At 73.2% G+C, this 24,292-nt stretch carries 24 protein-coding genes; 6 read left to right on the top strand and 18 right to left on the bottom strand.

The genetic code is table 11. The annotated features are described in order from the left end of the window. Positions 1 to 43: 43 nt before the first annotated feature. From V6U82_RS26465 to V6U82_RS26390, 16 genes are all read right to left on the bottom strand, one after another. A complete protein-coding gene (locus V6U82_RS26465) occupies positions 44 to 1,165 on the bottom strand; it encodes a tyrosine-type recombinase/integrase (protein WP_334465664.1) in 1,122 nt (373 codons plus the stop codon). Further along, positions 1,165 to 1,383: a helix-turn-helix domain-containing protein gene (locus V6U82_RS26460; protein ID WP_334465661.1), complete on the bottom strand. Its 219-nt coding sequence runs from the start codon at positions 1,381 to 1,383 to the stop codon at positions 1,165 to 1,167. The genes V6U82_RS26465 and V6U82_RS26460 overlap by 1 nt, the downstream gene beginning before the upstream one ends. Beyond that, positions 1,373 to 3,112 carry a replication initiator gene (locus tag V6U82_RS26455; protein WP_334465658.1) on the bottom strand — a complete coding sequence of 580 codons (1,740 nt, stop codon included), beginning with the start codon at positions 3,110 to 3,112 and terminating at the stop codon, positions 1,373 to 1,375. The genes V6U82_RS26460 and V6U82_RS26455 overlap by 11 nt, the downstream gene beginning before the upstream one ends. Further along, positions 3,109 to 3,753 (bottom strand): GGDEF domain-containing protein, encoded by a 645-nt coding sequence (locus tag V6U82_RS26450; protein ID WP_334465655.1) that lies wholly within the window; start codon positions 3,751 to 3,753, stop codon positions 3,109 to 3,111. Before V6U82_RS26450 ends, V6U82_RS26455 begins: the two co-directional genes overlap by 4 nt. Beyond that, the gene (locus V6U82_RS26445; RefSeq protein ID WP_334465652.1) at positions 3,750 to 4,406 is read right to left on the bottom strand and encodes a DUF2637 domain-containing protein; all 657 of its coding nucleotides are present in this window, start codon (positions 4,404 to 4,406) and stop codon (positions 3,750 to 3,752) included. The genes V6U82_RS26450 and V6U82_RS26445 overlap by 4 nt, the downstream gene beginning before the upstream one ends. After that, positions 4,403 to 5,833, bottom strand: a complete 1,431-nt coding sequence (locus tag V6U82_RS26440; protein WP_334465650.1) for an FtsK/SpoIIIE domain-containing protein — start codon at positions 5,831 to 5,833, stop codon at positions 4,403 to 4,405. The genes V6U82_RS26445 and V6U82_RS26440 overlap by 4 nt, the downstream gene beginning before the upstream one ends. A gap of 3 nt (positions 5,834 to 5,836) precedes the next feature. Then, complete coding sequence (locus tag V6U82_RS26435; RefSeq protein WP_334465647.1) at positions 5,837 to 6,052, bottom strand: hypothetical protein; 216 nt, start codon at positions 6,050 to 6,052, stop codon at positions 5,837 to 5,839. A 394-nt stretch (positions 6,053 to 6,446) separates the two neighbouring features. Beyond that, positions 6,447 to 7,508: a DUF2332 domain-containing protein gene (locus V6U82_RS26430; RefSeq protein WP_052166206.1), complete on the bottom strand. Its 1,062-nt coding sequence runs from the start codon at positions 7,506 to 7,508 to the stop codon at positions 6,447 to 6,449. A gap of 102 nt (positions 7,509 to 7,610) precedes the next feature. Continuing rightward, positions 7,611 to 8,720 (bottom strand): serine hydrolase domain-containing protein, encoded by a 1,110-nt coding sequence (locus V6U82_RS26425; protein ID WP_198039678.1) that lies wholly within the window; start codon positions 8,718 to 8,720, stop codon positions 7,611 to 7,613. Between the two features lie 351 nt (positions 8,721 to 9,071). Further along, positions 9,072 to 10,034: an alpha/beta hydrolase family protein gene (locus tag V6U82_RS26420; protein ID WP_334465635.1), complete on the bottom strand. Its 963-nt coding sequence runs from the start codon at positions 10,032 to 10,034 to the stop codon at positions 9,072 to 9,074. A 102-nt stretch (positions 10,035 to 10,136) separates the two neighbouring features. Continuing rightward, the gene (locus tag V6U82_RS26415) at positions 10,137 to 10,580 is read right to left on the bottom strand and encodes an SRPBCC family protein (protein WP_334465632.1); all 444 of its coding nucleotides are present in this window, start codon (positions 10,578 to 10,580) and stop codon (positions 10,137 to 10,139) included. An 85-nt stretch (positions 10,581 to 10,665) separates the two neighbouring features. Continuing rightward, positions 10,666 to 10,899, bottom strand: a complete 234-nt coding sequence (locus V6U82_RS26410) for a hypothetical protein (protein WP_334465629.1) — start codon at positions 10,897 to 10,899, stop codon at positions 10,666 to 10,668. 33 nt (positions 10,900 to 10,932) lie between these two features. Continuing rightward, entirely contained in the window at positions 10,933 to 11,286 is a 354-nt protein-coding gene (locus tag V6U82_RS26405) for a hypothetical protein (protein ID WP_334465626.1), read from the bottom strand. Between the two features lie 155 nt (positions 11,287 to 11,441). Beyond that, positions 11,442 to 11,867: a nucleoside deaminase gene (locus V6U82_RS26400; protein WP_334465623.1), complete on the bottom strand. Its 426-nt coding sequence runs from the start codon at positions 11,865 to 11,867 to the stop codon at positions 11,442 to 11,444. A gap of 15 nt (positions 11,868 to 11,882) precedes the next feature. Then, entirely contained in the window at positions 11,883 to 12,914 is a 1,032-nt protein-coding gene (locus V6U82_RS26395; protein WP_334465620.1) for a questin oxidase family protein, read from the bottom strand. A 29-nt stretch (positions 12,915 to 12,943) separates the two neighbouring features. Then, positions 12,944 to 13,633 (bottom strand): MOSC domain-containing protein, encoded by a 690-nt coding sequence (locus tag V6U82_RS26390; protein WP_334465697.1) that lies wholly within the window; start codon positions 13,631 to 13,633, stop codon positions 12,944 to 12,946. Between the two features lie 85 nt (positions 13,634 to 13,718). Between V6U82_RS26390 and V6U82_RS26385 the strand changes: the two genes are divergently transcribed. Then, positions 13,719 to 16,667: an Hsp70 family protein gene (locus tag V6U82_RS26385; RefSeq protein WP_334465617.1), complete on the top strand. Its 2,949-nt coding sequence runs from the start codon at positions 13,719 to 13,721 to the stop codon at positions 16,665 to 16,667. 77 nt (positions 16,668 to 16,744) lie between these two features. Beyond that, positions 16,745 to 18,865 carry a M14 family zinc carboxypeptidase gene (locus V6U82_RS26380; RefSeq protein ID WP_334465614.1) on the top strand — a complete coding sequence of 707 codons (2,121 nt, stop codon included), beginning with the start codon at positions 16,745 to 16,747 and terminating at the stop codon, positions 18,863 to 18,865. An 86-nt stretch (positions 18,866 to 18,951) separates the two neighbouring features. Here V6U82_RS26380 and V6U82_RS26375 read toward each other — a convergent pair whose 3' ends face one another. Then, positions 18,952 to 20,832 (bottom strand): propionyl-CoA synthetase, encoded by a 1,881-nt coding sequence (locus V6U82_RS26375; RefSeq protein WP_334465612.1) that lies wholly within the window; start codon positions 20,830 to 20,832, stop codon positions 18,952 to 18,954. Between the two features lie 155 nt (positions 20,833 to 20,987). Between V6U82_RS26375 and V6U82_RS26370 the strand changes: the two genes are divergently transcribed. Further along, positions 20,988 to 21,239 carry a hypothetical protein gene (locus V6U82_RS26370; RefSeq protein ID WP_128137872.1) on the top strand — a complete coding sequence of 84 codons (252 nt, stop codon included), beginning with the start codon at positions 20,988 to 20,990 and terminating at the stop codon, positions 21,237 to 21,239. A gap of 202 nt (positions 21,240 to 21,441) precedes the next feature. Then, entirely contained in the window at positions 21,442 to 21,921 is a 480-nt protein-coding gene (locus V6U82_RS26365; RefSeq protein WP_334465609.1) for a hypothetical protein, read from the top strand. A 54-nt stretch (positions 21,922 to 21,975) separates the two neighbouring features. Here V6U82_RS26365 and V6U82_RS26360 read toward each other — a convergent pair whose 3' ends face one another. Further along, positions 21,976 to 22,518, bottom strand: coding sequence for a hypothetical protein (locus tag V6U82_RS26360; protein ID WP_121683221.1), 543 nt, complete (start codon positions 22,516 to 22,518; stop codon positions 21,976 to 21,978). 99 nt (positions 22,519 to 22,617) lie between these two features. Between V6U82_RS26360 and V6U82_RS26355 the strand changes: the two genes are divergently transcribed. Together V6U82_RS26355 and V6U82_RS26350 are read left to right on the top strand one after the other, a co-directional pair. Next, positions 22,618 to 23,838, top strand: coding sequence for a GNAT family N-acetyltransferase (locus V6U82_RS26355; protein WP_334465605.1), 1,221 nt, complete (start codon positions 22,618 to 22,620; stop codon positions 23,836 to 23,838). Between the two features lie 72 nt (positions 23,839 to 23,910). Then, positions 23,911 to 24,291 carry a hypothetical protein gene (locus V6U82_RS26350; RefSeq protein ID WP_334465603.1) on the top strand — a complete coding sequence of 127 codons (381 nt, stop codon included), beginning with the start codon at positions 23,911 to 23,913 and terminating at the stop codon, positions 24,289 to 24,291. Position 24,292: the final 1 nt, after the last annotated feature.

Here is a 24,292-nt window from a genome sequence, read left to right as displayed (position 1 = left end):
GCTTCTCCCCCGGGTTGGATCTTGCGTGCCATCCGCGTGCCAGTCACGGTCGGCGTCGACCACTTCCGGCGATCCGGCGGTCCATCGCTTGGGCGATCTCGCGGTCACGCTCGCTGGTGGCGTGCTGGTAGATCAGGGCCGCGCGCATGGTGGCGTGGCCCATGCGATGCATCAGCTCGCGCGTGCTGGCCCCGGAGGCGGCGGCGAGGGTGTTGCCGGTATGGCGCAGGTCGTGGAAGTGGAAGCCAGCCAGGCCCACCGACGCGGCAGTCTTGGTCCACTTGACGGCACGCCCGAAGTTGCCGGAACGCAGCATCGCGCCCTTCGCCCCGGTGAAGATCAGCGCATCATTGCCGTCCTCGACGTGCTCGGCCAGGTGCTCACTCAGCGCCTCGACCGCAGCCTCAGGCAGCGCGACGACACGGACCCCGGCCGCAGACTTCGGTGGCCCGAACTCCAGACGATCCTTCAGCGCCGCCAGCTTCCGGGGCACTCGCACGGTCGCCGCGTCCAGGTCGACGTCACAGCGGCGCAGGGCAGCCAGCTCTCCCCACCGCAGGCCAGAGAGAGCAGCCAGGATGATCAGCGCGGAGAAGCGGGCCGGCATGGCGTCGGCCAGGGCGTAGACCTGGGCGATGGTGGCCGTGGGCCGTTCCGGGGTGTGGTAGCGGTCATAGCCTTTGATCCGGCACGGGTTCTGCCGAAGGATCTCGTCCTCGCGCACCGCCGTGTTGAGGATCGCCCGCAGCAGGCAGTACGCCTTGACCGCCTGGGGCTCCGGAGTGCCGCCGTTGAGCAGGTTGCCGCGCCAGGTCCGGATGGTCGCCGGCTTGATCGCGGCCAGGGCGAGGTGCCCGAGATGCGGCCCGATGTGCAGGGCGAACAGGTACTCGTAGAGCTGTCGGGTACGCGGGGCGAGACGGCGCTCCCTGATCCAACGATCCCCGTAGTCCGACAGCCGGATCTCCCCCGCCTCCGGAGGCACCCACTCCCCCCGCAGGATCTCCGACTCAACGACCGTGAGCCACTTCTCGGCCTGGCGCTCCGTGGCGAACGTCTGCGGTGCAGTCCGCATTACGCCGTCCGGGCCGAGATAACGGGCCTGCCAGCGGGCGGACGGCAGCTTGCGCACGTTGCCGAAACGCCGGCGACGCTTGACGCCCATCAGGCCACCGCCCCGAACTGACGCCGAAGCTCTGCCCGCGAGGTTGGCACCACCCGATTGGCCTCGATGTACGCGGCCACCGCAGCAGGCTCGAACCGCACCAAGCGCCCGACCTTGACGTAGGCGATACGACGCTCAGCCACCAGCCGGCGGACGAAGCGAGGTGTGGCACGAAGGCGAGCGGCCACCTCGCCGGGAGTCAGCAGATCATCCGTCACGTCGGGGCTCCTCTCGTTCTGGGCGGCTCTGAGCAGTTGCCGAAACATCGGCCGGTTCGACGGCGGCGCGTCTGGCGGCGTCGAGCTGGACGCGCCATTGGATGCGTTCGGAGATCGCCCGGAGGACCCGGTGGCCAAGGGGCGGCACGTCCGGGTCAGTCGGCTTGGCGAGTTCCCAGGCATGCCGGACCGTGTCGGACCCCGCCGGGGCGGTGTCGGCATCGGTGGTAACCCCGAGCAACGCCTTGACCCACTCCTTCCGGTCCGCCCGGTGATCCGTGAGGGTCTTACCGGACCACTGTCGGGAGATCAGGACGCGCCGACCGCCGATGCCGAGGGTGTCCCGCTTGTGGACCTTGTTCTTGCAGTTGCCCGGCTTCAACCCGGCCCGGGCCTTCTTCGGCTGGACACCGTAGAGCAGCCAGTTGGCGCACCGCTCCGAACAGGGCGTGTGTCGCAACTCCTGCCAGAGCCGTTCCAGGTGTGCGCGTTGCCGGACGGTGGAGATGTCGTGGCAGTCGGCGGCCTGCTTGGTGAGGTATTTGGTGATGTAGCCGACGCACCGATCCGCGTCCTTGGTCCCGGCAAGCACGCCCTTGGCGTCGACCTGAACGCCGAACCGGACCACGTGCACGGGTTCGGCGTCGGGGTCGGCGTCGAGCTGGTCCAGGGCGTCATCCCAGGACGGCAGCAGCTCGCCCGAGTCCGGGTCGATGTAGCCGCCGGCGGTGGCGTCCCACTGCGGCGCCCTTCCCGGTTCGTAGACCAGCTCGGCGGCGGGTGGCCACCACACCTGGTGGTAGGTCGCGGCGGCGACCTGGCGGACGAGGGCACGGGGGATGGTGCCCCGCATGGCGAAGTGCGCGTGCGGGGCCAGCCGGCGCTGCGGCTCGACCGCCCCGGCGTATTGGACGTTCCAGCCGACCGCCCGCCTGAGGTTCTGCCAGAACCGGTCCAGGAGCCGGGGGAAGTGCACCGCGTCCCAGGCGGCCCGCCGGTAGTCGTAGCTGTCCGGGTCGACCGGCGTCCCGTCGGAGTGCACCCGGCCGTAGGAGCCGAGGGTGAGGGTGAGGAACATCGACGGCCGGAACACCTGCCCGGCATGGCCCTCGAAGGTCCGCCCGATGGTGCGGTTCTCCACCGGCAGGCGGGGCAGGTCCGGGGCGTCCTGCCGGCGCTTGGTCGAGCGCACCCGCCGCTTGCCGTCGCCGTCCTCCTGGTCCTCGGCGGCGTGCGGAGGGGCAGGCCGGCCCCGCATGCCTTCGGTGGTGATCTGGGCTTCCAGCTCTCCAATGGCGTCGTCCAGGTCCGCGACCTGATCCCACTGCGAGGCGCGGACGGCTTCGTCGCGGGCGAATTCCAGGTGAGCGCGAGCCACGATCAGGCCGCGTTGGGCGTCGGTGGCGGGTTGGGGGCCGGGGTCGGGTTCGTCGTCGCGGTGCCAGCCCTCGCGGATCTGCTGCTGCCGCAGCCGGCGGGCGCGTTTGGCGCAGGCCGGGCACTTAGCTTCCTGCGTCGCGCCGCACGGCATGTCGATGACCTCAGTGCGGCCGGAGTCAAGGTCGGTGCGGCGCAGGCTGACGGGGCGGGTGCAGACGCCGTAGTCGGCGGCCAGATCCTTGACGACATCGACGGAGCGGGGCATAAGCATCCGGGCGGCCCGGGAGCCCGGCCTCGGCTCGACCACGGGGGCGGGAGCGAGGCCGGGCAGCATCGGGGCGGTCGTCATCGGCCCACCCGCAGCGACGGGGTGAGGTCGCGGACCCGGAGGGCGGGGCGGGGGTCGCCGGTGGTGTGGTCGTCGCGCAGCGGGTCGAAGGCCGCAACCCCGGAGCGGGTGGTCTTGGGGCGGTACATGGCCGCGTCGGCGTCGGCGAGGGCGGCGGCGAGCCCGGCGGGGCTGGCGGGCGCGAGGCCGATGCTGGCGGTCACCGACACCGCGATCCCGGAGGGCAGCCGGACGGGGGCGGCGATGGCGGCGGCCAACTGGCGGGCAGCCGCAGCCGGATCGGTGTTGAGCAGCAGGGCGGCGAACTCGTCTCCACCGAGGCGGGCGGCGACACCGTGAACGGTGCGGAGTCGGTGGGCAACGGCGGTGAGCACGTGGTCCCCGGCGGCGTGGCCGTGGGTGTCGTTGACGGGCTTGAAGCCGTCCAGGTCGACCACGACCACCCACGGGCGAAGCGCAGCGAGCTGTTCCCAGCCGGCGGCGAGGCCAGCGCGGTTGGCGAGGCCGGTGAGCGGGTCGCGGAGGGTCGCGCGTTGCAAGGCGGCCAGTTCGTAGCGGGCTACGTAGAGCCGGTACTGATCCCAGCAGAACAGGGCGAGGCCGGCGGCCAGGAACAGCCCGGAGAGCAGGTGGTCGGTCATCGGGTCACCTCTCCGATCAGCGGGACGCCGTTGCGGCGGGCAAAGGCGGCCGGCGGCACCGGGGCGACCGGGGCAGGCCGGGCCGGCTGGACGGGGGCAGGGCGGGTCGGCTCGACGTCGACCAGGGCGACGGGCTCAGGCACGACAGGAGTCGGTTGGACGGGCGGGGTCGGCGGCGTGACCGGCCGGGGCGTCGGGGTGACAGCCGGCGCAGCAGCGGGGGCGGAGGCAGGTTCGGCGGTCGGGACCGGAGCCGGGGCGGTGGTGAGGACGAGCTTGGACAGGCCCATGAACGCCAGAGCGGGCACGGCGGATAGCAGCCAGCCGGACAGGCCGGGCTTGGCGACGGCGAGCTGTGCGGCGAGGGACAGGAGCACGGCGGCGACGAGCAGGAACATTGGGTAGCCGACCGGCTGACCGTTGCGGCGTCGGCGGCGGATGGTCAGCAGCGCCGCGACGGGCACCAGTTCGGAGATGACGGCGTTGGCCCAGCCGAACCACTCGCCGGTGCCGGTGGGGCTGTTGTCGAGGGTCCAGTCCTTGACGTGGGTGAACGAGGCGGCCCCGGCGAAGCCGGCGACGAGTAGGAGGATGACGACGAGGACCAGGCCCTCAGCGCGGTCGGTGCGGGTGTGGGTGGGGTGGGGTTTCATGCTGCACCGTCCAGGACTTCACCGTCGATGACGCGGAGTCGGCCGTAGGTGTGGGCCATGTCGCGGATCTCGTCGTCGGTCAGGTAGGAGAAGCGGACCCGCATCGGCGTCGGATCACCGTCGATGACCACGAACCCGACACCGGGCAGGGACTGCGGGATGCGGTCGCACAGCGCACCCCGGTCCCGCATCCCCTCACCCAGCACCAGGTCCACCTGCGCCGCCTCAGCCAGCCGCAGCCCGATACGGGTCGGGAACAGGTCCCGGAACGGCAGCACCTCCTTGCGGGGGTCCTGGATCGCCGCCAGGACGTGCACCCCGACCGCGCGGCCCTGGCTGAGCAGGATGGACAGGGCGGCCTTGATCCGGTCCTTCAACTGCCGGTCGGTCAGATACGCGGTCAGGTTCGCCAGCTCATCGATCACCACGACGATCAGCGGCTCATCCGGCGTCGGCGTGTGCTGGCGGGTCCGGCCGTACAGCTTCCCGGCCCGGTCCTTGGCCACGGTGGCGGCTTCCTCGATCAGCTCACACATGGCCGCGTAGTCCTTGCGGGCGAACCGGGCGAACATCGGCGCGCCCATCCCGAGTTCCATGCCGCCCTTGGGGTCCAGGCCCCACAGCTGCACGAGGCCGGAGGTGACCCCGGCGGCGAGGGAGCGGACCACGGACCAGATGACCGAGCCCTTCCCCGAACCCGTGGCGCCCACCACCAAGACCTGAGTTCCGAAGAGGCGCAGGTTGTAGCCGTCGCCGTCCTCGCGCCGGCCGACCGGCAGGGCGGTGAACTCCGGCATTGCCGGCACCGGGAGGGGGCGGAGGAGCTTGGCGAGGGGGTCACCGCGGAACAGGTGCAGCAGCACCACGTCTGGCCGGTTGCCGGGGGTGGCTTTGACCTGGCGGACGCCGAAGGTGTGGGCGAGGCGTTCGGCCACCTTGGCGAAGTCGTCGGGGATCTGCCCGGTGACCATCCGCACCATCACCACGTCGACGCCGGCCGCGCAGGTGACCCGGCGCAGGACGGGCAGGACGGTGTGCGAGTCGAAGGAAACGGCGAGCTTGGCGGTGACCATCGCGGCGTGCCAGTTCCGGCCGTACAGCCACCGCCGATACCGGGCCAGCACCGGCCACCACCCGAACCGCCGGAACGACGAACGATGACCGAAGCCCCACCCGGCGGCGACGACCGCCACCAGGACGACGACCCCGACCGGACCGGCCCAGCCGAACCGCACGTAGAGCCAGCCGAAGAACACGGCCGGGGCGGTGACGTACCAGAAGCGAACCAGCACCACGGCGAGGCGGGCGAGGGCCTTGACGGTCCACCAGGTCAGGGCCAGCCACAGCGGGATGCGGATGAACGGGGTACGCACGTTGATCGGGGCGGAGTCGACCCGGTCACCCCGGATCACGTTGACCAGCGGCATCCCTCAGCCCTCCCCGGCCGACGCGGCGGCGGTGAACAGGGAGCCCTGCCCCGGGGAGCCGGGTCGACGGCGCACAACACGGCGGCGGCCCGCCGGACGGGCCGGCATCAGCGCGGCCAGGTCCACCGGCCCCGACTCCGGGGCGGGAACGTGACGGGTCATGGTCGGCAGCCACCGGCCCCGACCGAGCACCGCCCGCAGGTCGACCCGGTCGGACACGTGCGGGGCGATCAAGGCGGCCCGCAAGCGGGCCGCGCCGGCCCGGCCCCGGCCTGCTGGCGACCTCCGGCCGGCATCGGCCGGGCCGACCGGCCACGCTTCGGGATTGCCAGACTTCGAAGACCTCGGGGCTCCGCCCCGAACCCCGACCCTCCTCAGAGATGCCGCCGCGGATCACCTCGCCGGGCACCACAAGGGCTACCAGCCTCCCCGGACGGGGCCAAGGTCGTTCGTCCGGTAGGGCGCTCCACCTTGTCCCCGTCCGGGGAGGCTGGACGGTCTGGCGACTGCCCGACGAGGAGATCCGCACACAACTGGCTGCCCCTCCCTGCCCCTCATCAACGAGCAGCCCCACTGGGCGGCCGGGCCGGTGGCGATCTCCGGTGCCTATGACCTACATGTCATGCAGGGGCGCCAGCCAGTTCAGGTGTCCGTCAACCTGCACCAGCGACGTCGGCTTGCTGTCGCCCGGACCGTGAAACGCGATCACTCCCCGGTCGTCCGCCAGCTCGCCGTGGTGCTGTGCCGACGGCGGCTCCTGCCAGACGTGGTACAGCGGCCCATCGCTGCCAATTGAATCGATCGCTTCATCGAAGGCGGCTCGCCGATGGGTGGGCACATGCATTCGTGTCGCGGCATGGAATACAACACGCGGCTCGCCGGGCGGCAGGCTTCGGCCCAGCGGCGAACAGACATCAATGGCGTCGCCGGCGATGATCTCCGGCGGGTCCGCCGCCACGTGTTCGAGGGCGGCCTCAAGAAGCCCCGCTCCGGCGTGGTCCTCGGGCCAGACCAGCGCCCTGAGCCAGCGCCGATTCTGAATGCTTGTGACATCCACTGGGTTCAGGTCCACGCCGACCCTGGTGGCGATCAGCGGGATGTCGTCTAAGTTCGGTGGCTGCTCCGTGCCGAGCCAGCGGCTCTCGATGGTGACCGGAGATTCCTGCCGCCCGAACGAGTGTCCGCCGATGAGGTAGCGGTATCGGTCCACTTGGAGGTGGATGCCCGCACTGGCGCCCACCTCGATCAGATGCACAGGGCCGTCACATTGGCGTCTGAGCGCGGCCAGCGCGAAGCGGAGACCGGCAGCTCTACGCACAACGTTCGATTGCACGAGACGGGAACGGACCAGCTCTCCAAGTTCGCGGCGAAACGCACGACAGAAGTCGACGAACACCGGTCCTGCCGACTCTGCGTCGGCAGCATCGGGCCCGACGACCGAGGGGTAGAAGTGGCGCAGATCGTGGTGGACACCGTCCAGCAGGAGGTAATGGGCTGCGCCGAAGAGCAGGAACGACGCCTGCTGCCCGGAGCGTCGTTCGAGCAGCATCTCCAGTGTTGGCTGGTCGGCCGCAACAGCTGTGCACAACGCCTGGTACAGCGGCGAGGTGGTGAAGATGGCTGGTGCCTGGGCGAAGTGCTCCGACAGACCCTCCAACTCCCGCGTCCGGTCCATGGCACTCCTGTCAGTCAGCCCCAGGCCAGCGTTACCGGCGTCACTGGGCGGCAAGTTAACGGGCAGCATCTGGAGTAGGTGATTGGCATCGCCTCGGTGGCGTCACGAGCCAGTACGGGTGGGGGTCGCCGGGATGGCGGCCGAGACCTCGGTAATCAAGTCGCGGACATCGTCGCCCCAGTGCGAGGCGATGACCAGGTCCCGGGCGGGGTCGATCCAGAGCAGGTGACGGCCGCCGTTGCCGCGGGCGCATCGTCCGCTGGCCGGAGCGCCGGGCTGTACCCGCTGGGAGTCGTTGCGCCACCAGAGGTAGCCGTAGTCGGGGTTCAAGTCGCAGGGACTCCAGGCGCGGTCGATCCACTCTTCGCTGAGCAGCCGCCGGCCCCGCCACTCGCCCCGGCACCGGTGCAGCTCGCCGAGCAGAGCCAGATCCCTCGCGGAGATCCACAGACCGCCGCCCCAGTGCGCCCCGCCGCTGACCACCGGCGTGGGCATCCCGTCGATGTCGATGACCGAGTCGGTGTAGCCGTGCCAGGACCAGGACGAGGAGGCACCGAGTGGTTCGAGCACGTCCTCGCGGAGCACGTCGGGCAGCGGTCGGCGGAACAGCACCGTCAAGGCAAGGCAGAGCAGGTTCACCCGTACGTCGTTGTAGGCCCACCCGGTACCGGGCGCTCCCTCGCGCTCGAAGCCCTCACGGCGGCTCTGCGCGTCCACCCCCGTCGGCTTCCCCCACAGCTCACCGTTCCACCCGCTGGTCTGCTGCAACAGATGCTGCCACGTGATCCCCTCCATTCCGAGGCAGTCGACCATCGGATGACGGACCGTCGCCGACACCAGCGCATCCGGGGCAAGCAGTCCTCGGTCGAAGGCCAATCCCGCTACGGTGGCGACGACGCTCTTGGTGCCGCTGAACAGCATTTCCGGGATCGCCGAGTCGCCCCATTCGGCGACCACCCGACCTCGGTACCGCACGACACCGCTCGCACCGGTGCCCGCCAGCAGGGGACCAGTCACCTCGCGATGCGACTCATCCGCCACCTGCTGGGACAGGTAGGACACCATGTCCTCGATGCCGGAGGTCACCCGCTGGGCCTGCCGTCGGACAGCTTCCCGGATTGCCGTCAGGTCGCTGGTTGGTTCGCCGCTGTCGCCTGCGATCCCGGAGCCAGGCACCAGAAGCTGACCGGAGGAGTCCTCGTTGACGCTCACGCTCCGACCCTATGGCTGGCCACACTCATCCCGTGCTCCCGCCCACAGCGATGTGGATCACAGGCGACCTGGCCATGGCGGGGCGACGCGGCGAGCACTGGGGCGAACAGGCAGCGTGCCAGCCACGTGCCAGTAGCCAGGGCCCGGAGCGGGCACGAGCGGGCACGAGCGGGCACGAGCGCTCACCTGGCCGGGCGCGACGAGCAGGCGTTTGGGGCATCCCGGGGCGCTGATCTTCGTCCTTCCAAACTGACGGTGCTGGTTCGATTCCCGTCGCCCGCTCCGACAGCCTCCGGCCCGGTCAGAGGCTGCACCGCCCCGATCCTGCGCCGGTCGGCCACTCCCCGCCCCTCACAGATCAGGTCCCACCGGCATTCGGCGCTCCAGCCAGGTGACGACGAGTTCGTCGAAGCCCGGAGCCCTCTCCGCGGGGGTGTAGCGGCCCCCCTTGACCTGCGCGGGCCCCGTGCCCGTGTAGATGCGGATGCTGTGGTCGGCACCGGGAAAGACCACGATCGTGTGATCGGCATGGCGTGCCTCCCCGAGGGAGTCGCTGACGGCACGCACGCTTGCCTGGACCGGCACCAGCAGGTCGTCCGCGCCGAAGATCGCCAGCAGCGGGCAGTGCAGAGCCGCCAGTGCCGGGGCGGGGTCGTAGTCCGCGATGCCCGCGAGGAATGCGATGGACTCGGGTGTCGTCCCGGCGAGCAGCGGATACCAGGGGGCGTCGTGCCAGTGCGCCTGCGCGGCGTGCACGCGTGCCGGGTCGTCGCCCGACCGGACCCGCTGGATCTGGTCGCTCAGCAGAAGAAGCGCCTGCCGGATGTCCGCGCTGCTGAAGCCCTCCGCCGCGAGTTGGTGGCGGAGGCGGTACTCCTCCTGAACCCGCACGCTCACGCCCGGACCCGACACCGTCACCACCGCCGCGATCCTGTCGTCCGCTGCCGCCGCGAGGTGGGCCACCCACCCGCCCTGGCTGCCGCCGATCAGCGCGACCGCGTCGGACAGCACGTCCTCGCGGCTCCGCACGGCCCGGACCGCGGCCAGAGTCTCCTGAGCGCGGTCGGCCATGGTCTGACGGGTCCAGTCACCCGTTGACGCTCCGGAACCGGGCTTGTCATAGGCGAGGCTCGCGAAGCCGGCCGCGGCCAGCCTCGTCTGCCACTCCCCCTGGTCGCGACCGCCCGGACCGGAACCCTCGACGAAGACCACCGCGGGGTACGGACCCGGCCAGGGCGGCCGGACGAAATCACCGACCAGCTCGTTCCCGTCGTCCTCGAACGACAACTCCGCAGTCACCGGCTCGAACAACACCCGTCAACCGTACGAGGCGCCCACTACCCGCTCGCATCCTTGATCGCCGTGCCACGCACGTGCCGGTAGCAGTAGGCAGACCGGGGACGTGCTCGATCGTGCTCAGGCAATCCCGCACGCTCGGTCGATGTCGAGCAGGTCCTGGACGTTGTTCTCCCTGATGCAGACGACGATCCGTCGACGCGCCACGATCCGGCTGATCCGATGGAACAGGGAGCCACCGGTCAGGGTGTAGGTGAGCTGAAGGTTCGTGCCACGACCTCCGTCGCAGGGAACGAGCCGATACTCGGTCACGCTGTGCCCGCCCGCGAAGCACTCGACAACGTAGCGGAACGGAGGCCGGCACTCGGTCACGCGGAGATCCACGGTGACGGGCCAGCCGTACGGCCTGCGGGTCTCCCGCCAGCTCGTGCCCGGTCCGAACGTCTGGTGGTGGAGCAGCTCGGTCGCGTCGACCTTGGTCAGCAGCGCCGGATACCTCGCGACGTCGGTGAGGCGCCGCCACACCTTCTCCGGCGGTGCGGAGATCGTGCGGCTGAATGTCATCGGCTGCATGCTGGTCCTCTGCTGGGCGGCGATCCGGCAGCCTAACCGAGTCTCACCGCCCGACGACCGACTCCTCATGCCTCGGTCACGGCCTCCAGGTCACGCTGGACCGGATCAGGCTGGTCGGGTGTTCGCGGTCGAGCGTGCCGACCAGCAGGGGTACGGGAGGACGACTCCGCGCCACCTCCCGGAACAGCGCCGCACCGGCGGCGGCGCCGAGCAGGGTGCCGGTGATCGTGGCGGCGCGGAACCCGCCGGGCGCGGACTGCGTGACGCTCAGTCTCGACCCGTACGCCGGATGGGTGAGCGTGACCACCATCCCGTCCCGCTCGGCCCGAATGGGATCACGGTTCTACCACTGCCAGATCTCGGTCAGGGCGTCGCCCTGCAGCAGCGGTGGCCACCACACGGCCATGTCGAGACGTAGGGCGACGACGTTCAGCAGCCAGCCGCCTGCCCACCCGATCAGCAACCCCAGGCTCAGCCGCCGCCGGAAGAAGGCCAGGCTCAGGGAGGCCACCAGAATCGTGAGCCCGAGAGCGGCGTGGGCGAGCACGAACGTGCGTACCGCCTCGAAGTTGACGGCGAACCTGCCCCCGGCTTCCAGGTCCACGTCGCTGTAGCCGCCCATCCACCAGATGACGATGGGGACAGCGGCCGCGACGACCGCATGACCGAGCAGGGCCGCGCCGACGCCGACGGGCATCAGACCCCTCGATCGGGTGCTCCGCTGTGGAACCTCCACCGATGCCTCTGACACGACCATCTCCACCCGTGCTCGCCCCCCGCGGCCGGCGCCAGGGGCCGGGCAGTGAGTGTCGGTATCCGGCGGAACGCTGTCAACCGATCGGTGCCGACGGCCTAGTAGTGGTCCTCGATCGGCCGGCGTGCCTCGTCGAACAGCGCCGGCCCGTCGTACCGCACCGGGCGCGGCGCGGGCGTGGCCGGCTTGACCTGTTCGAACTGCTCGGTGGACAGCGCGTACACGACCCGGCCGAGGCCGGACGCGTTGATCGCAACGGTGCACATCGGGCAGGGCTGGCAACTGGTGTACATGGTGGTGGCGACCGCCGCCTCGGGGGCGAGCTGCCGGGCGGCCCAGCGGGCCAGCTTCAGCTCCGGGTGCGCGGTGACGTCCTTGTCGGAGACCACCGTGTTGTGGTCCTCGACCAGGACGGTGCCGTCCGCGCCGACGAGCAGCGACGCGAACGGTCGCTCGCCGGACGCGCCGGCCCGGTCGGCGAGTTCCACGGCGCGGCGCAGGAACGCCTCGTCGTCGGGTGTCATCAGCCCTCCACGTGTTCAGTCGGCGGCGATCTGCTCGACGGATCGGGCGGCCACGGCGAGCAGGGCCGGGTCGCCGCTGCGGGCGTACGCGTCGCTCAGGGTGTCGATGAATTTGATCGCGTGCGCGTCCCCGGTGTCCAGCGCCCGCGCCATGACCTCGTCGGGTTCCGGCGCGGCGGCCGGCGGGAGGGCACGGGCCTCGGCCGGGGCGTAGGCCGCGGTGACGGCGGCGGTCGCCGCCCAGGCGGCGGCCAGGCCCGGGTGCCACAGCGACGTCGGCAGGGCCGGCAGGGTACGCAGGACGGCGTTCGGCGCGGTGGCGGCGTGCACGAGCATCACGGGGCTGGCGTACCCGTGGGTGCCGTGCCGGATCACCGCGGCGTCGACGACCGCGCCGAGCCGGGTGGCCACGTCGTCTGCGGCGTCGCCGGGCACGGCCGCCGCGGCGGCCGGCCACCGGTCCAGGTCGGCCAGCTGCGCCAGGCGGGACCGGATGCCGAACCGCTGATCGGGTACGCGCGGCACCGCGTCGAGCGCGGACCGGGCGTCGGTTCCGGGGTACGGTCCGGCGCCGGGCGGGGCGAGCGGCTGCCAGCGGGCGGCCCAGTAGGCGAGCCCCTGGCCGAGTTCGGTCACGCGCGGTGCGGTCTCGGCGTCGAGCAGCGCGCGCACGGCGTGCCCGACGCGGATGACGCCGTGGGTGGCCCCGGCGGCGATGCCCGGCAGCAGGCGCGGCCACCAGCGGGCCAGCACGTCGCGCCACGGCTCGCCGGCCAGCTCGCGGTCGAAGAAGTCGAGCCAGTCGCCGGTACGCACCGGGTCGCCGAGCGGGTCACGCCACTCGTCGGCGGCGATGCGCCGGATGCCGCGCGGGCGTTCCTCCAGCCGGTCGGAGTACGCGTCGATCCAGCGGTGCACGGCCCGCCCGTGGCCGTGGCGCACCAGCGCCTCGGCCGCCATCGGCACGTGGTTGGACAGCCACCCGTCGCGCTCGGGACCGGTGTGGCGTACGCGCTCGTACGCCTCGTCGAGTACGGAGTTCAGCACAACGGGAAGCGTCCGACCTGAAGTGCGGTTCAGGTCAAGCGGCGGCGGATCCGCGCCATGTCCTCCTCGGGGAGCGCGTCGGCGACCAGCAGCCGGGGCAGCAGCTCCGTCTCCAGTGTCGTGGCCCGGAACACCAGCGCCACCGTCACGTCGTGGTCCGGCCGGTGCACGACCTCGACCGGGTCTCCGGCGCCGACGCTGCCCGGCGTGACCACCCGCAGGTACGCGCCGGGCCGTACCTCCTCGGTGAACCGCTTGATCCAGCCGCGTTCGCCCAGCCAACCCTGGAACGTGCCGCACGGGATGCGCGGGCAGGAGACCTCCAGCACCAGTTCCGGCCCGATCCGCCACCGCTCGCCGATCAGCGCGCCGTTGACGTCCAGCCCGGTGGTGGTCAGGTTCTCGCCGAAGCTGCCGTCGGCGAGCGGGCGGCCCAGCTCGGCCTCCCAGTGGTCGAGGTCCTCCCGCGCGTACGCGTAGACCGCCTGGTCGGTGCCGCCGTGGTGGGCCACGTCGTAGACCCGGTCACCGGCGAGCCCGACGTCGCCGGTGCCCTTGGGGCCGGGCGCGGTGACGGCGACGCGACCGTCCACGGGCCGCTTGTCGATGCCGGTGGCCCCGATCCCCTTCCACGGGTTCGGTTGCGGTCGGCCCACGTTGACGGAGATCACCTCATGACGGCGACGGTATGCGGCCGGGGGCCGTACCGGCCAGTCCATTCCCGGGCCGGGTGGGCGGCGCGGCGGCGCGGGCTGCGTACGATGCGGGCCGGACATCCTCGTCGGGTGGTGGAGGTAGCCGCGGATGGCAGGCCAGCAGGACGGTTTCGCCCTCGGCGTGGACCTCGGCACCTCGAACACCGTGGCGGTGCTTCGCTGGCCCGACGGGCGGACCCGGCCGGTCCTCGTCGACGGCCACCCGATCCTGCCGTCCGGCGTCCACGCCGACGCGGACGGTCACCTGCACGTCGGGCGGGACGCGCAGCGCCTGGCCCAGGCCGACCCGGCCGGCTACGAGCCGAACCCGAAGCGCCGGGTCGACGAGGAGACGGTGGAGCTGGGCGGGCGGGCGTACCGGCCGGCGGAGCTGCTGGCCGCGACGCTGCGCGCGGTCGCGGACGCGGCGGTGGCGGCGGTCGGGATGCTGCCCCCGGCGGTGGTCACCCACCCGGCGGCATGGACGCCGGCCCGCCGTCAGGTGCTGCACGACGCGCTGGAACTCGCCGGCTGGCCGGCCGCGGCCGAGCACACGATGGCCGGGCCGATCGCGCCCGGCACCCGCCTGCTGCGCGAGCCGGTGGCCGCCGCGCGCTACTTCACGCAGGTGCTGCGCCGGCCGGTGCCGGTGGGCGGTGCGGTGGCGGTGTTCGACTTCGGCGGCGGCACGCTCGACGTGGCGGTGCTGCGCAACGAGGGCGCCGACCCGTGGGGCGACTCCGGCTTCCAGCTGGTCGCCACCGGCGGGATCCCGGACCTCGGCGGGCTCGACCTGGACGCGGCCCTGCTCGGGCGGCTCGGCGAGCTGGTCGGCCCGGCCCATCCGCGCGAGTGGGCGCGGCTGACCGACCCGGCGACCACCGCCGAGCGGCGGGACCGCCAGCAGCTCTGGGACAACGTGCGCGGCGCCAAGGAGATGCTGTCCCGGGCCATGGTGGCGCCGGTGGCCGTGCCGGGGGTGGAGGCGGCGGTCCCGCTGTCCCGGGAGGACTTCGAACGCCTGGCCGCACCGCTGCTGGCCCGGGCGGTGACGGAGACCCGGGAGGTGACCGCCGCCGCCGGGCTGCGCCCCGAGCAGCTCTCCGGCCTGTTCCTGGTCGGCGGGTCGACGCGGGTGCCGCTCGTGGCCCGGCTGCTGCACGCCGAGCTGGGCATCGCGCCGACGGTGCTGGAACAGCCGGAGATGCCGGTCGCCGAGGGCGCGCTCACCGACCTGCCGCTGCCCCGGCGGTCCGGCCGTCCCGCCGTGCCCGCCCACCCGGCGTCGGCACCGCCCGCGCCGACCTGGCCCGAGTCGACCGGACCCGCGCCCACCCGGCCCGCGCCGGCTGCGGACGCCGGCGCGGCAACGGTCCCCGCGGCGATGCCGAACCCGACCGCACCGCTCGGCGGAGCGGACGCGGCGCCCGCCGGTCCGCACGGCACGCTGGTCGCCGACGGGCCCGTCCCACCGACGTCCCCCACGAGGTACGACAGCACGCCGCTCGCCGGAGGCCCGGTTCCGCACCCGAGGTACGACGGCACTCCGGCCGCCCCCGGTTTCGTGCCGCCGGGGGCAGTGCCCGCCGCGCACCACGCCGGACCCGGCGTACCCGGGATGCCGCCGCCCTCGCCCGGCGGCGGCTGGCAGCCCGGCGTACCCGGGGCGCCCTTCTCCCCCGCGCCGGGCGGTGCCCGGCCCGGCGGCGGCGGGCCACGGCGCGGCCGGTGGGTCGCGCTCGGCGCGGGTCTCGTGGTCGTCGCCGTGGCGGCGGCGGTGCTGCTCTGGGTGTTCCGGGACCGGCACCCGGCGCTGGACTTCCACACCGCCGAGCTGGTGACGACGGTGGCCGCCGGTGACACGCGGCCGGATCAGATGTTCACCGCGACGCTCGGGGAACGCGCCTACCTGGTCCGTTCGCTGCCCGACGACCATCTCCACGTGACGGCCGTCGAGGCGGCCACCGGGAAGACGGTCTGGGAGCAGCGGACCGACGCGAGCGCGCAGCGGTGGGCGGGGATCCGGGCGCTGCCCGACGGGCTGCTCGTCCTCGGCGACGCCACCGGCAGCGACACCCCGCGCGTGCTCGCGGTGCTCGACGGCGACTCCGGCGAGCAGCGCTGGCGGACCGACGTCGGCCGCGACGACACCCTGTACCTCGGACCCGACACGGTGGTCCGGCTGGACCGCACCGGCGAGCGCCTGGTCGGGCTGCGGCTGGACGACGGCAGGCAGCGGTGGGAGCAGCGCAATCCGCGCACCGAGTACGGCGACGCGCGCACGAAGGTGGTGCCGGTCGGCACCGGCGCGGCGCTGGACGGGCCCGGGAACGCCGAGGGCTCGCCGCTCGCCCCGTGGGCGGGGAAGGCGGACCGGCTCGTGCAGGTCGGCGCGGACCGGTCGGTCCGGGTCCTGGACATGCGCAGCGGCAAGGTCCTCAAGGAGCGGGGCAACATGGCCGGCCTCGACGATCCGATGGCCGCCCGCGACGACCGGCTGTACGTGGCGGAGAACGATCGTGGCCTGCGGCTGCTCGCGTACGACCTGGGTAGCCTCGGCACGCCGAGCGTGCTGTACGAGGCGCCGGAGCAGGGCGGCCGGGTGAAGGATCTCGTCACCTGCGGGGAACGCCGCGTGTGTCTGCTGGAGACGCCCGGCGGCGGCGCCGACGACACCCGGGTGGTGGCGGCGACCGAGGGTGAGGGCACCCGGCAGTGGGCGGCGCCGCGCGCCGAGTCGCTCGTGCCGGTCGGTGAGCACGTGCTGGCCGGGCGGGACTCGCCGGACGCGGTGACGCTGTTCGCGCCGGACGGCACGGCGGTGCTGCGCGACCGGGACGGAGTGGCGGTCCGGCTGGACGCCGGCAACCTGCTGATCTTCTCCGAGGCGCCGAGCGCGTACGAGGACGACCGCGTCCTCGCCGGGACGGCGGTGGACGGCAAGCCGGTCGAGATGGGGCAGCTCAAGCAGATCCGCAGCGAGTCGTGCTCGTGGAACACCGAGATGCTGGTCTGCGGCGCGGACAAGGAGTTCCGGCTGTACCGGTTCGCCGGCTGACCGGAAGTGAGCTTGACAGCGATCGATGCCTCGGCTGGTGTGAACGGCAGAGAGATCGACGTTCGTCAGGAGGCCCCGTGTTCGTCCGACGACGGTGGACCGCACTCGCCACCACCAGCATCCTGATCGCCGCGGCGCTGGCCCATCCCGGGCCGGGCGCCGCCGCACCGCCCTCCCCCGCGATCACGCTCGCCCCCACCGAGACCGCTCTGGTCCGCGTGCAACTCGCCGACCGGGCGCAGCTCGACCGCCTGGTCGCCGGTGGCGCCGACCTGGCCAACCGTCCCCGCTCCCGCGACGGCGCGTTGATCGCCGACCTGGTCCTCACCGGACGGCAGCTCGCCGACCTCACCCGGCAGGGGGCCACCGCCGTACAGGTGGTGCAGCGCGCCGACGACGGGGCCCGGCACCTGGCCGAGAGCCGCCGCGCCGCACAGGACCGCACCCGCGCCGGGCTGCGTACGAGCGGCGCCGCCGCTGTCGACACGCTCCAGTTCCTCCAGGCGTACTGGTGGACCACCGGCGGCCGGACGTTCCTCCAGGCCCAGGTCGCCACCACCGCCACCGACGACCCGGACGTCGAGATCACTGTCACCTGGCGGACCGCCGACGGCGCCACCGGATCCTTCCCGCTGTACCGCTTCGAGGACTCGGGCGAGTACCAGTACCACTACGCGCTGCCGCAGCCGGTGCCGAGCCGGCCGGTGCAGCTCACCGCCACCTCCACGCTGGGCGGCACGAGCCGTCCGGTGACGCCGTCGCTCTGGCCGAACGCGACCCCGCCGCCGCAGCCGGCCGGCTACCAGAAGGACTTCATCGACGCGTACCTGACGCCCGTGGACATCGAGGCGCGCATCGCCCGGCTCGGCCGCCAGTACCGCGACCTGGTCGACGTGATCGACCTGCCGAACAAGACCCAGGGCTACCGCCGCAACGCCGCCGCCTACCTGGGCGACCCGGCGGCCGCCGCCGTCGTGGTCGAGTCGGTCCGCTTCGGTGACCAGGGCATGAACGGCGTACAGGTGCGCACCGTCGACCCGGGCCGGCCGAACCGGCCGCTGAGCATGCGCTACCGGGACCGGGTGCTCACCGTCTCGCTGGCCACCGACCGCGCGGGCAAGGTCACGAGCACCACCGACGACGTCGCCGCCCTGATCAACGCCCCGCGGGGCGCCCGCTTCCGGGCCACAGTGGAGGACGGCTCGGCCGGCCTGCCGATGCCGGTCACCGGGCCGGTACGCCTCGACGACGGGTTGCAGGGCACCGAGGTGCCGGCCCGGCCGTGGACGGTGCAGGCGCTGCGGATCGGCAAGCACCGCGACGGCTCCCGGATCGGCGTGCTGGCGTACTCGCAGGAGCACGCCCGCGAGTGGGCCACCCCGCTCGTGACGCTGGAGTTCGCCGAGCGGCTGCTGGCGAACGCGCGAACCGACGCGGCGACTCGCAAGCTGCTGGAGCAGGTGGACGTGTTCGTCGTCCCGACCGTCAACCCGGACGGCGCGAACTACTCGTTCCACGACTACAACTTCCAGCGCAAGAACCTGGTCAACCACTGCACCGGGGCCGCCCGCGACCCGAAGTACCGCACCAGCTGGGGCGTCGACGTCAACCGCAACTACACCGTCGGCTCCCTGTTCGACGGGTACGTGGGCGCGAGCACGAACTGTCTGTCCGGCAACTACGCGGGCACTGCGGAACTGTCCGAGCCGGAGAGCCGCAACGTGATCGACCTGGCCAAGGCCCATCCGAACATCAAGTTCGCGATGAACGTGCACTCGTACGGCGGCTACTTCATGTGGCCGCCCGGGGCGTACAAGGCCGACGGGCGGGTGACGCTGCCGCGCCCGTCGATCGACGAGTCGACGCTGTTCCTGGGCAGCGCGCGGCGCATCGTCGGCGCGATCGCGGCCGAGCGCGGCACCGTCACCTGGCCGTCGCAGACCGGCCCGGTCGCCGACGTGCTCTACTCGGCGGCCGGCAACTCGGCCGACCAGCTCTACTACGAGCTGGGCATCTTCGCCTGGGACTTCGAAGTCGGCAACGACAGGTGGAACGAGGCCACCGGCCGGTGGGAGGGCGTCGGCTTCCAGCCGCCGTTCGACGAGGCGCACGCCGAGGCGCAGGAGTACGCCGGCGGCCTGGTGGAACTCGTGCGGGTCGCCCGCGACTACGCCGCCGGCAACCCGGTCCGGCGCTGACCGCAGGCGGTCCCCGGCCGGTGGAGTCCGGCCGGGGACCGCGTCAGCCCGCCCGGCTCGTCCTGCCGGGACCGTTCCGGGTCGCGTCAGTTCGGGGTGCCGAGGTCACGGAAGACGGCGAGCGCGCCCGGGTCGTCGATGGTCGCCGGAACCGGCTCGTCGCGCCCCTCCACCAGGCCCCGCATGGTGCGCCGCAGGATCTTCCCGGAGCGGGTCTTCGGCAGCGCCGGCACCACTGTCACCCGGCGGAACGCGGCCACCGGGCCGATCCGCTGCCGGACCAGCGCGACCAGCTCGGCGGCGAGCGCGTCCGGGTCCACGTCGGCGCCGGCCTTGAGCACCACGTACCCGCTGGGCACCTGCCCCTTCAGCGCGTCGGCCACCCCGATCACCGCGCACTCGGCCACCGCCGGGTGCGTCGCCAGGACCTCCTCCATCGCGCCGGTGGACAGGCGGTGGCCGGCCACGTTGATGACGTCGTCGGTGCGGCCCATCACGTACAGGTAGCCGTCCTCGTCGAACCGGCCGCCGTCACCGGTCAGGTAGTGGCCGGGGAACCTGGACAGGTAGGAGCGGACGAACCGCTCGTCGTCGCCCCAGAGCGTGGGCAGGCAGCCGGGCGGCAGCGGCAGCCGGATCACGATCGAGCCGTCCGCGCCCGGCGGCACGTCCCGGCCCGCGCCGTCGACCACGCGCACGTCGTAGCCGGGCACCGGCACCGACGGCGACCCGGGCTTGATCGGCAGCGGCTCCAGGCCGCGCGGGTTGGCCGCCACCGGCCAGCCGGTCTCCGTCTGCCACCAGTTGTCCACCACGGGTACGCCGAGCCGCGCCCCCGCCCAGGCCCAGGTGTCCGGGTCCAGCCGCTCACCGGCGAGGAAGAGGGTGCGCAGCGCGCCCAGGTCGTACCGGGTGATGTGCGCGCCGTCCGGGTCCTGGCGGCGGATCGCCCGGATCGCGGTGGGCGCGGTGAACAGCGCGGCCACCCGGTGCTCGGCGGCGACCCGCCAGAACGCCCCGGCGTCGGGGGTGCCGACCGGCTTGCCTTCGTAGAGCACAGTGGTCGCGCCGGTGAGCAGCGGCGCGTACACGATGTAGGAGTGGCCGACCACCCAGCCCACGTCGGAGGCGGCCCAGAAGACCTCGCCCGGCTCGATGCCGTAGACGTTGCGCATCGACCAGCGCAGCGCCACCGCGTGCCCGCCGTTGTCCCGCACCACGCCCTTGGGCCGGCCGGTGGTGCCGGAGGTGTAGAGGACGTAGAGCGGGTCCGTGGCGGCCACCGGCTCGCACGGCACCGGTTCCGCGTCCGCCATCACCTCGTCCCAGGTGAGGTCGCGGCCGGGCACGAGCGGGGCCGGCTCCTGCGGGCGCTGCACCACCACGCAGCGCTCCGGCGCGTGCGCGGCCTCGTCGAGCGCGGCGGCGAGGATCGGGTGGTACGGCACCACCCGGTCGGCCTCGATGCCGCAGGAGGTGGCCACCACCACCTTCGGCCGCGCGTCGTCGATCCGGACGGCCAGTTCGTGCGCGGCGAACCCGCCGAACACCACGGAGTGCACCGCGCCGATCCGGGCGCACGCCAGCATGGCGACCACCGCCTCCGGGACCATCGCCAGGTAGAGCAGCACCCGGTCGCCCCGGCCGACGCCGAGACGGCGCAGCGCACCGGCGAACCGAGCGGTCTCGGCGAGCAGTTCGGCGTAGGTGAGGGTGCGGACCGTGCCGGTCACCGGGCTGTCGTGGATCAGCGCGGCCTGGTCACCACGCCCGGCGGCGACGTGCCGGTCCAGCGCGTTGTGGCAGGTGTTCAGCACCCCGTCGGGGAACCAGCGGTACAGCGGCGCCGCCGAGTCGTCGAGGATGCGCTCCGGCGGGACGACCCAGTCGATGTCGGCCGCCGCGTCCCGCCAGAAGCCGGCCGGGTCGGCGATGCTCCGCTCGTACGCTGATCGATACGCGCCCATGCCGTCATGCTGCTCCGCGACGCCGGGCCGGCACGACGGCCGGGCGGGTCCGGTGCGCCGGAAGCACGCCCCGGCTCGCTGAACGGCCGCTCACGGCGGTGGGCGGTCGCCGGCCCGGCCGTTTCCGGCGGCCCGGACGGGGGTAGGGCGGGCACATGGAGACGAACACGAAGGCGTACCTGGTCGGCGGTCCCCGCGACGGCAGCAGCCAGGACACGGACGGCAAGGCCCTGGTGGAGATCGAGATCGACGGCATGATCCACCGCTACATCCGGACCACCAAGCAGCACGGCGACGACGGCGTGGTCTACAACTACGACGGAATGGTGGCGCCCGGTGGCGGCGAGCCGGGCGTCGAGGACCCGGCGGCCCGCGTCGCGTCGCCGAAGGCCGACGAGCAGCGGTGACCGCTCAGCCCAACGGGCGACGGATGAAGCCCGTGGGGCGGGGTAAGGCAGTACGGTCCTGGTGGAGCGACGACCGGTGTCGCGGCGTACCGCGGCCGGGCACGCGGGCGGGCGGCACGGATGCCGCCCGCCCGCGCATCCCGGGGCCGGCCCGGGCAAACCGAGTTTGATCAATGACGGCCGTCGGCTAGCGTGCGCAGGCGTGAAAACCAACCGGATCTTCCCGATCCTCCTGACCTGCGCCGTGCTGGGCCTCGCCGCGTGCGGTGACGAGAAGCCCTCGACCACGGCCGGGCCGGCGGCCACCTCGGCCTCCGCCGTCCCCTCCACGGCGGCTCCCTCGCCGTCGGCCGCCGCCGTGAGTGACAAGGACCTCTGCACCGCCGCAGAGAAGATCAACAAGGACATGCGGACGAAGCTCATGGCCGTCGTGCAGGGGGGCGGCGACCTGACGAAGCAGACCGGCGCGATCCTGACCGAACTCGGCGACCGGGTGACCAAGCTGGCCGGGACCGCCGGCGACGGCAAGGCGGCCACCGCCCTGAAGGAGTTCGGCGCGGAGGCCGGCAAGGCGGGCTCGGCCGCCGACCCGGGCACCGCCGCCGACAACCCCGCCATGGAGAAGGCCAGCAAGGACATCAACGCCGCCTGCCGGACGGCCGGCGCCCCGACGACCTTCTGACGGCGGCGCCCCGGGTCGTCCGTCCGGCGCGTACCGGACGGACGACCGATCGGCTCAGTTGCCGGTCACCCAGTTCCAGGCGGAGACCACCCACTCGGTCTGCTGCAGATACGCCACACCGACGCCGACCAGGAACAACGCGGTGACGAGGTGGGCGCCCTTGGCGCTGCGGCGCACCCGGCCGAACTGCCGCTCCAGGATCAGCCGGCCGAGCAGCCGGGCCAGCGCGAACAGGCCGACCGCGGTGAGCAGGCTGAGCACGAACGTGAGCAGCGGCGCGACCAGGTTGCCCCGGCCGGAGATCGCCCAGATGCCCCAGCACACGAACGCGAACAGCGCCCCGGCGGCGCTCAGCTCGCCGCCCTTGCGCGCCTGGGCCAGGTGCCAGCTCATCGGCCGGCGCGGCGCCGGCTCCGCCGCCCAGTCGCCGTGCTGCTCGACGGTGGGGAACTGCTCGGTGCGCGGCGTACGCGACGGGCGCGGCTGACCGACCGCCGCCACCCCGCGCTGGAACGCGTCCCGCTGCGGGGGCACCACCCCCGGCTGGGGCGGCACCTCCACGGTGCGCTCGGCCCACGGCTGTGTCTGGTCCGCCATCTTCCGTCCTCCCCCTCGACCGGTACCGGCCTCCGTTCCGAGGGTAGCCAGCCCGCAAATAGGGTGCCGACCCCCGTCGCGGTGCGATACACACGTGCCGTGACTGACGTGCTGACATCCCGGGCCGAGGACTTCGACGACATCGCGGCGCTGCTGGCGCTGGCCTTCCACGGCGATCTCGACCCCGAGGTGCAGGCGCTGGAACGCCCGATCTTCGAGCCGGACCGGTCGCTGCTGGTCCGCGACGGCGGCACGGCGGTGGCCCACGCCGCCGCCTTCAGCCGCGAGCTCGCGGTGCCGGGCGCGGACGTGCCGGCCGCGCACGTGACGATGGTCGCGGTCGCGCCGACGCACCGGCGGCGCGGCCTGCTCACCACGCTGATGCGGCGCCAGCTGCGGGACGTCCGCGACGCCGGCCGGGAACCGATCGCGGTGCTCTGGGCCAGCGAGGGACGCATCTACCCCCGCTTCGGCTACGGGTCGGCGGCCCCGCGCTACGTGCTGTCCGTGGACACCACCGGCCTGCGCCTGCCCGCCCCGGCGCCCGCCGAGGGCAGGCTGCGACTGGACCGTCCGGACGCGCACCGGGACGAGCTGGCCCGGCTGTACGAGCAGGTCCGCGCCGAGCGTCCCGGCTGGTCCCGGCGCGACGAACGCTGGTGGTCGTACGTGCTGGCGGACCTCAAGGCGCACCGGGGCGGCGCCACCGAGCGCCGGGTGCTGCTGCACGAGGGCGCCGACGGCCTCGACGGGTACGCGCTCTACCGGACGAAGGACAGCTCGTCGGCCACCGGGCCGCAGGCCGAGGTGCAGGTCGGCGAGGTGGTGGCGGCGTCGCCCGAGGCGTACACGGCGCTGTGGCGATTGCTGCTCTCGGTCGACCTGACCCGCCGGCTGTCGTTCCCGATCGCGGCCCTGGACGAGCCGCTGCTGCGGCTGGTGGACGAACCCCGCCAGCTCTCCCCGCAGCTCGCCGACGCGCTCTGGGTACGGGTGGTGGACGTGCCGGCCGCGCTGGCCGCCCGGCGCTACGCCGCCGACGTGGACGTGGTGATCGAGGTCACCGACGAGCTGTTGAAGGAGAACACCGGCCGCTGGCGGCTGGTCGGCGGGCGCGACGGCGCGCAGTGCACGCCCACCACGGCTGCGGCCGGGCTGGCGTGTGACGTACGCGCGCTCGGCGAGCTGTACCTCGGCGGCGCGAACCCGTACGCGCTGGCCGCCGCCGGCCGCGTCCAGGAGCTGATCCCGCACACGCTGACCGCGTTGACGCCCGCCTTCACCTGGCACCGCACCCCCTCCCCCATGGAGGTCTTCTGACCGTCCCCACCCCGCCCGCCCTCTCCCCGTCGACCCCGGGCGCGGGTGGGTCGGGGGCGGTACGGTCGGGGGATGGGTGAGGCGGAGCGACGGCGACGACGGCTGCGGCATCACGGCGAGGCCGGCACCCCGGCCGACGACCCCGGCGCCGGCGGGACCACTGCCAGCACCGCCCCCGTACACGACGACGTGACGCCCCGGCCCGCGCGCGGTGGCCGGCCGGGCGAGTCGGAGCACCGGGGACGCCGCGCCGCCGCGCCCGCCGAGGAGGGCGAGCGCGGGCTGCGCGGGCTGGTCGGCTCCGGCTCGTCGCAGGTGAGCGTGACGGCTGCGCTGCGGGCACGGGACGCGGCCCGCCCCACCGAGGACGACCTCGCCGAGGCCGAACAGCGGGTGGTGCTCATCCGCCGCAACTGGGTGCCGCGCGAGGAACTGCCCCGCAACGGGCGGTGAG

Source organism: Micromonospora sp. CPCC 205554 (assembly GCF_036902745.1).
Lineage (GTDB): Bacteria > Actinomycetota > Actinomycetes > Mycobacteriales > Micromonosporaceae > Micromonospora > Micromonospora tulbaghiae.
The sequence above is the reverse complement of the archived record's forward strand: the minus strand, read 5'-3'. Positions and strand labels throughout refer to the sequence as shown.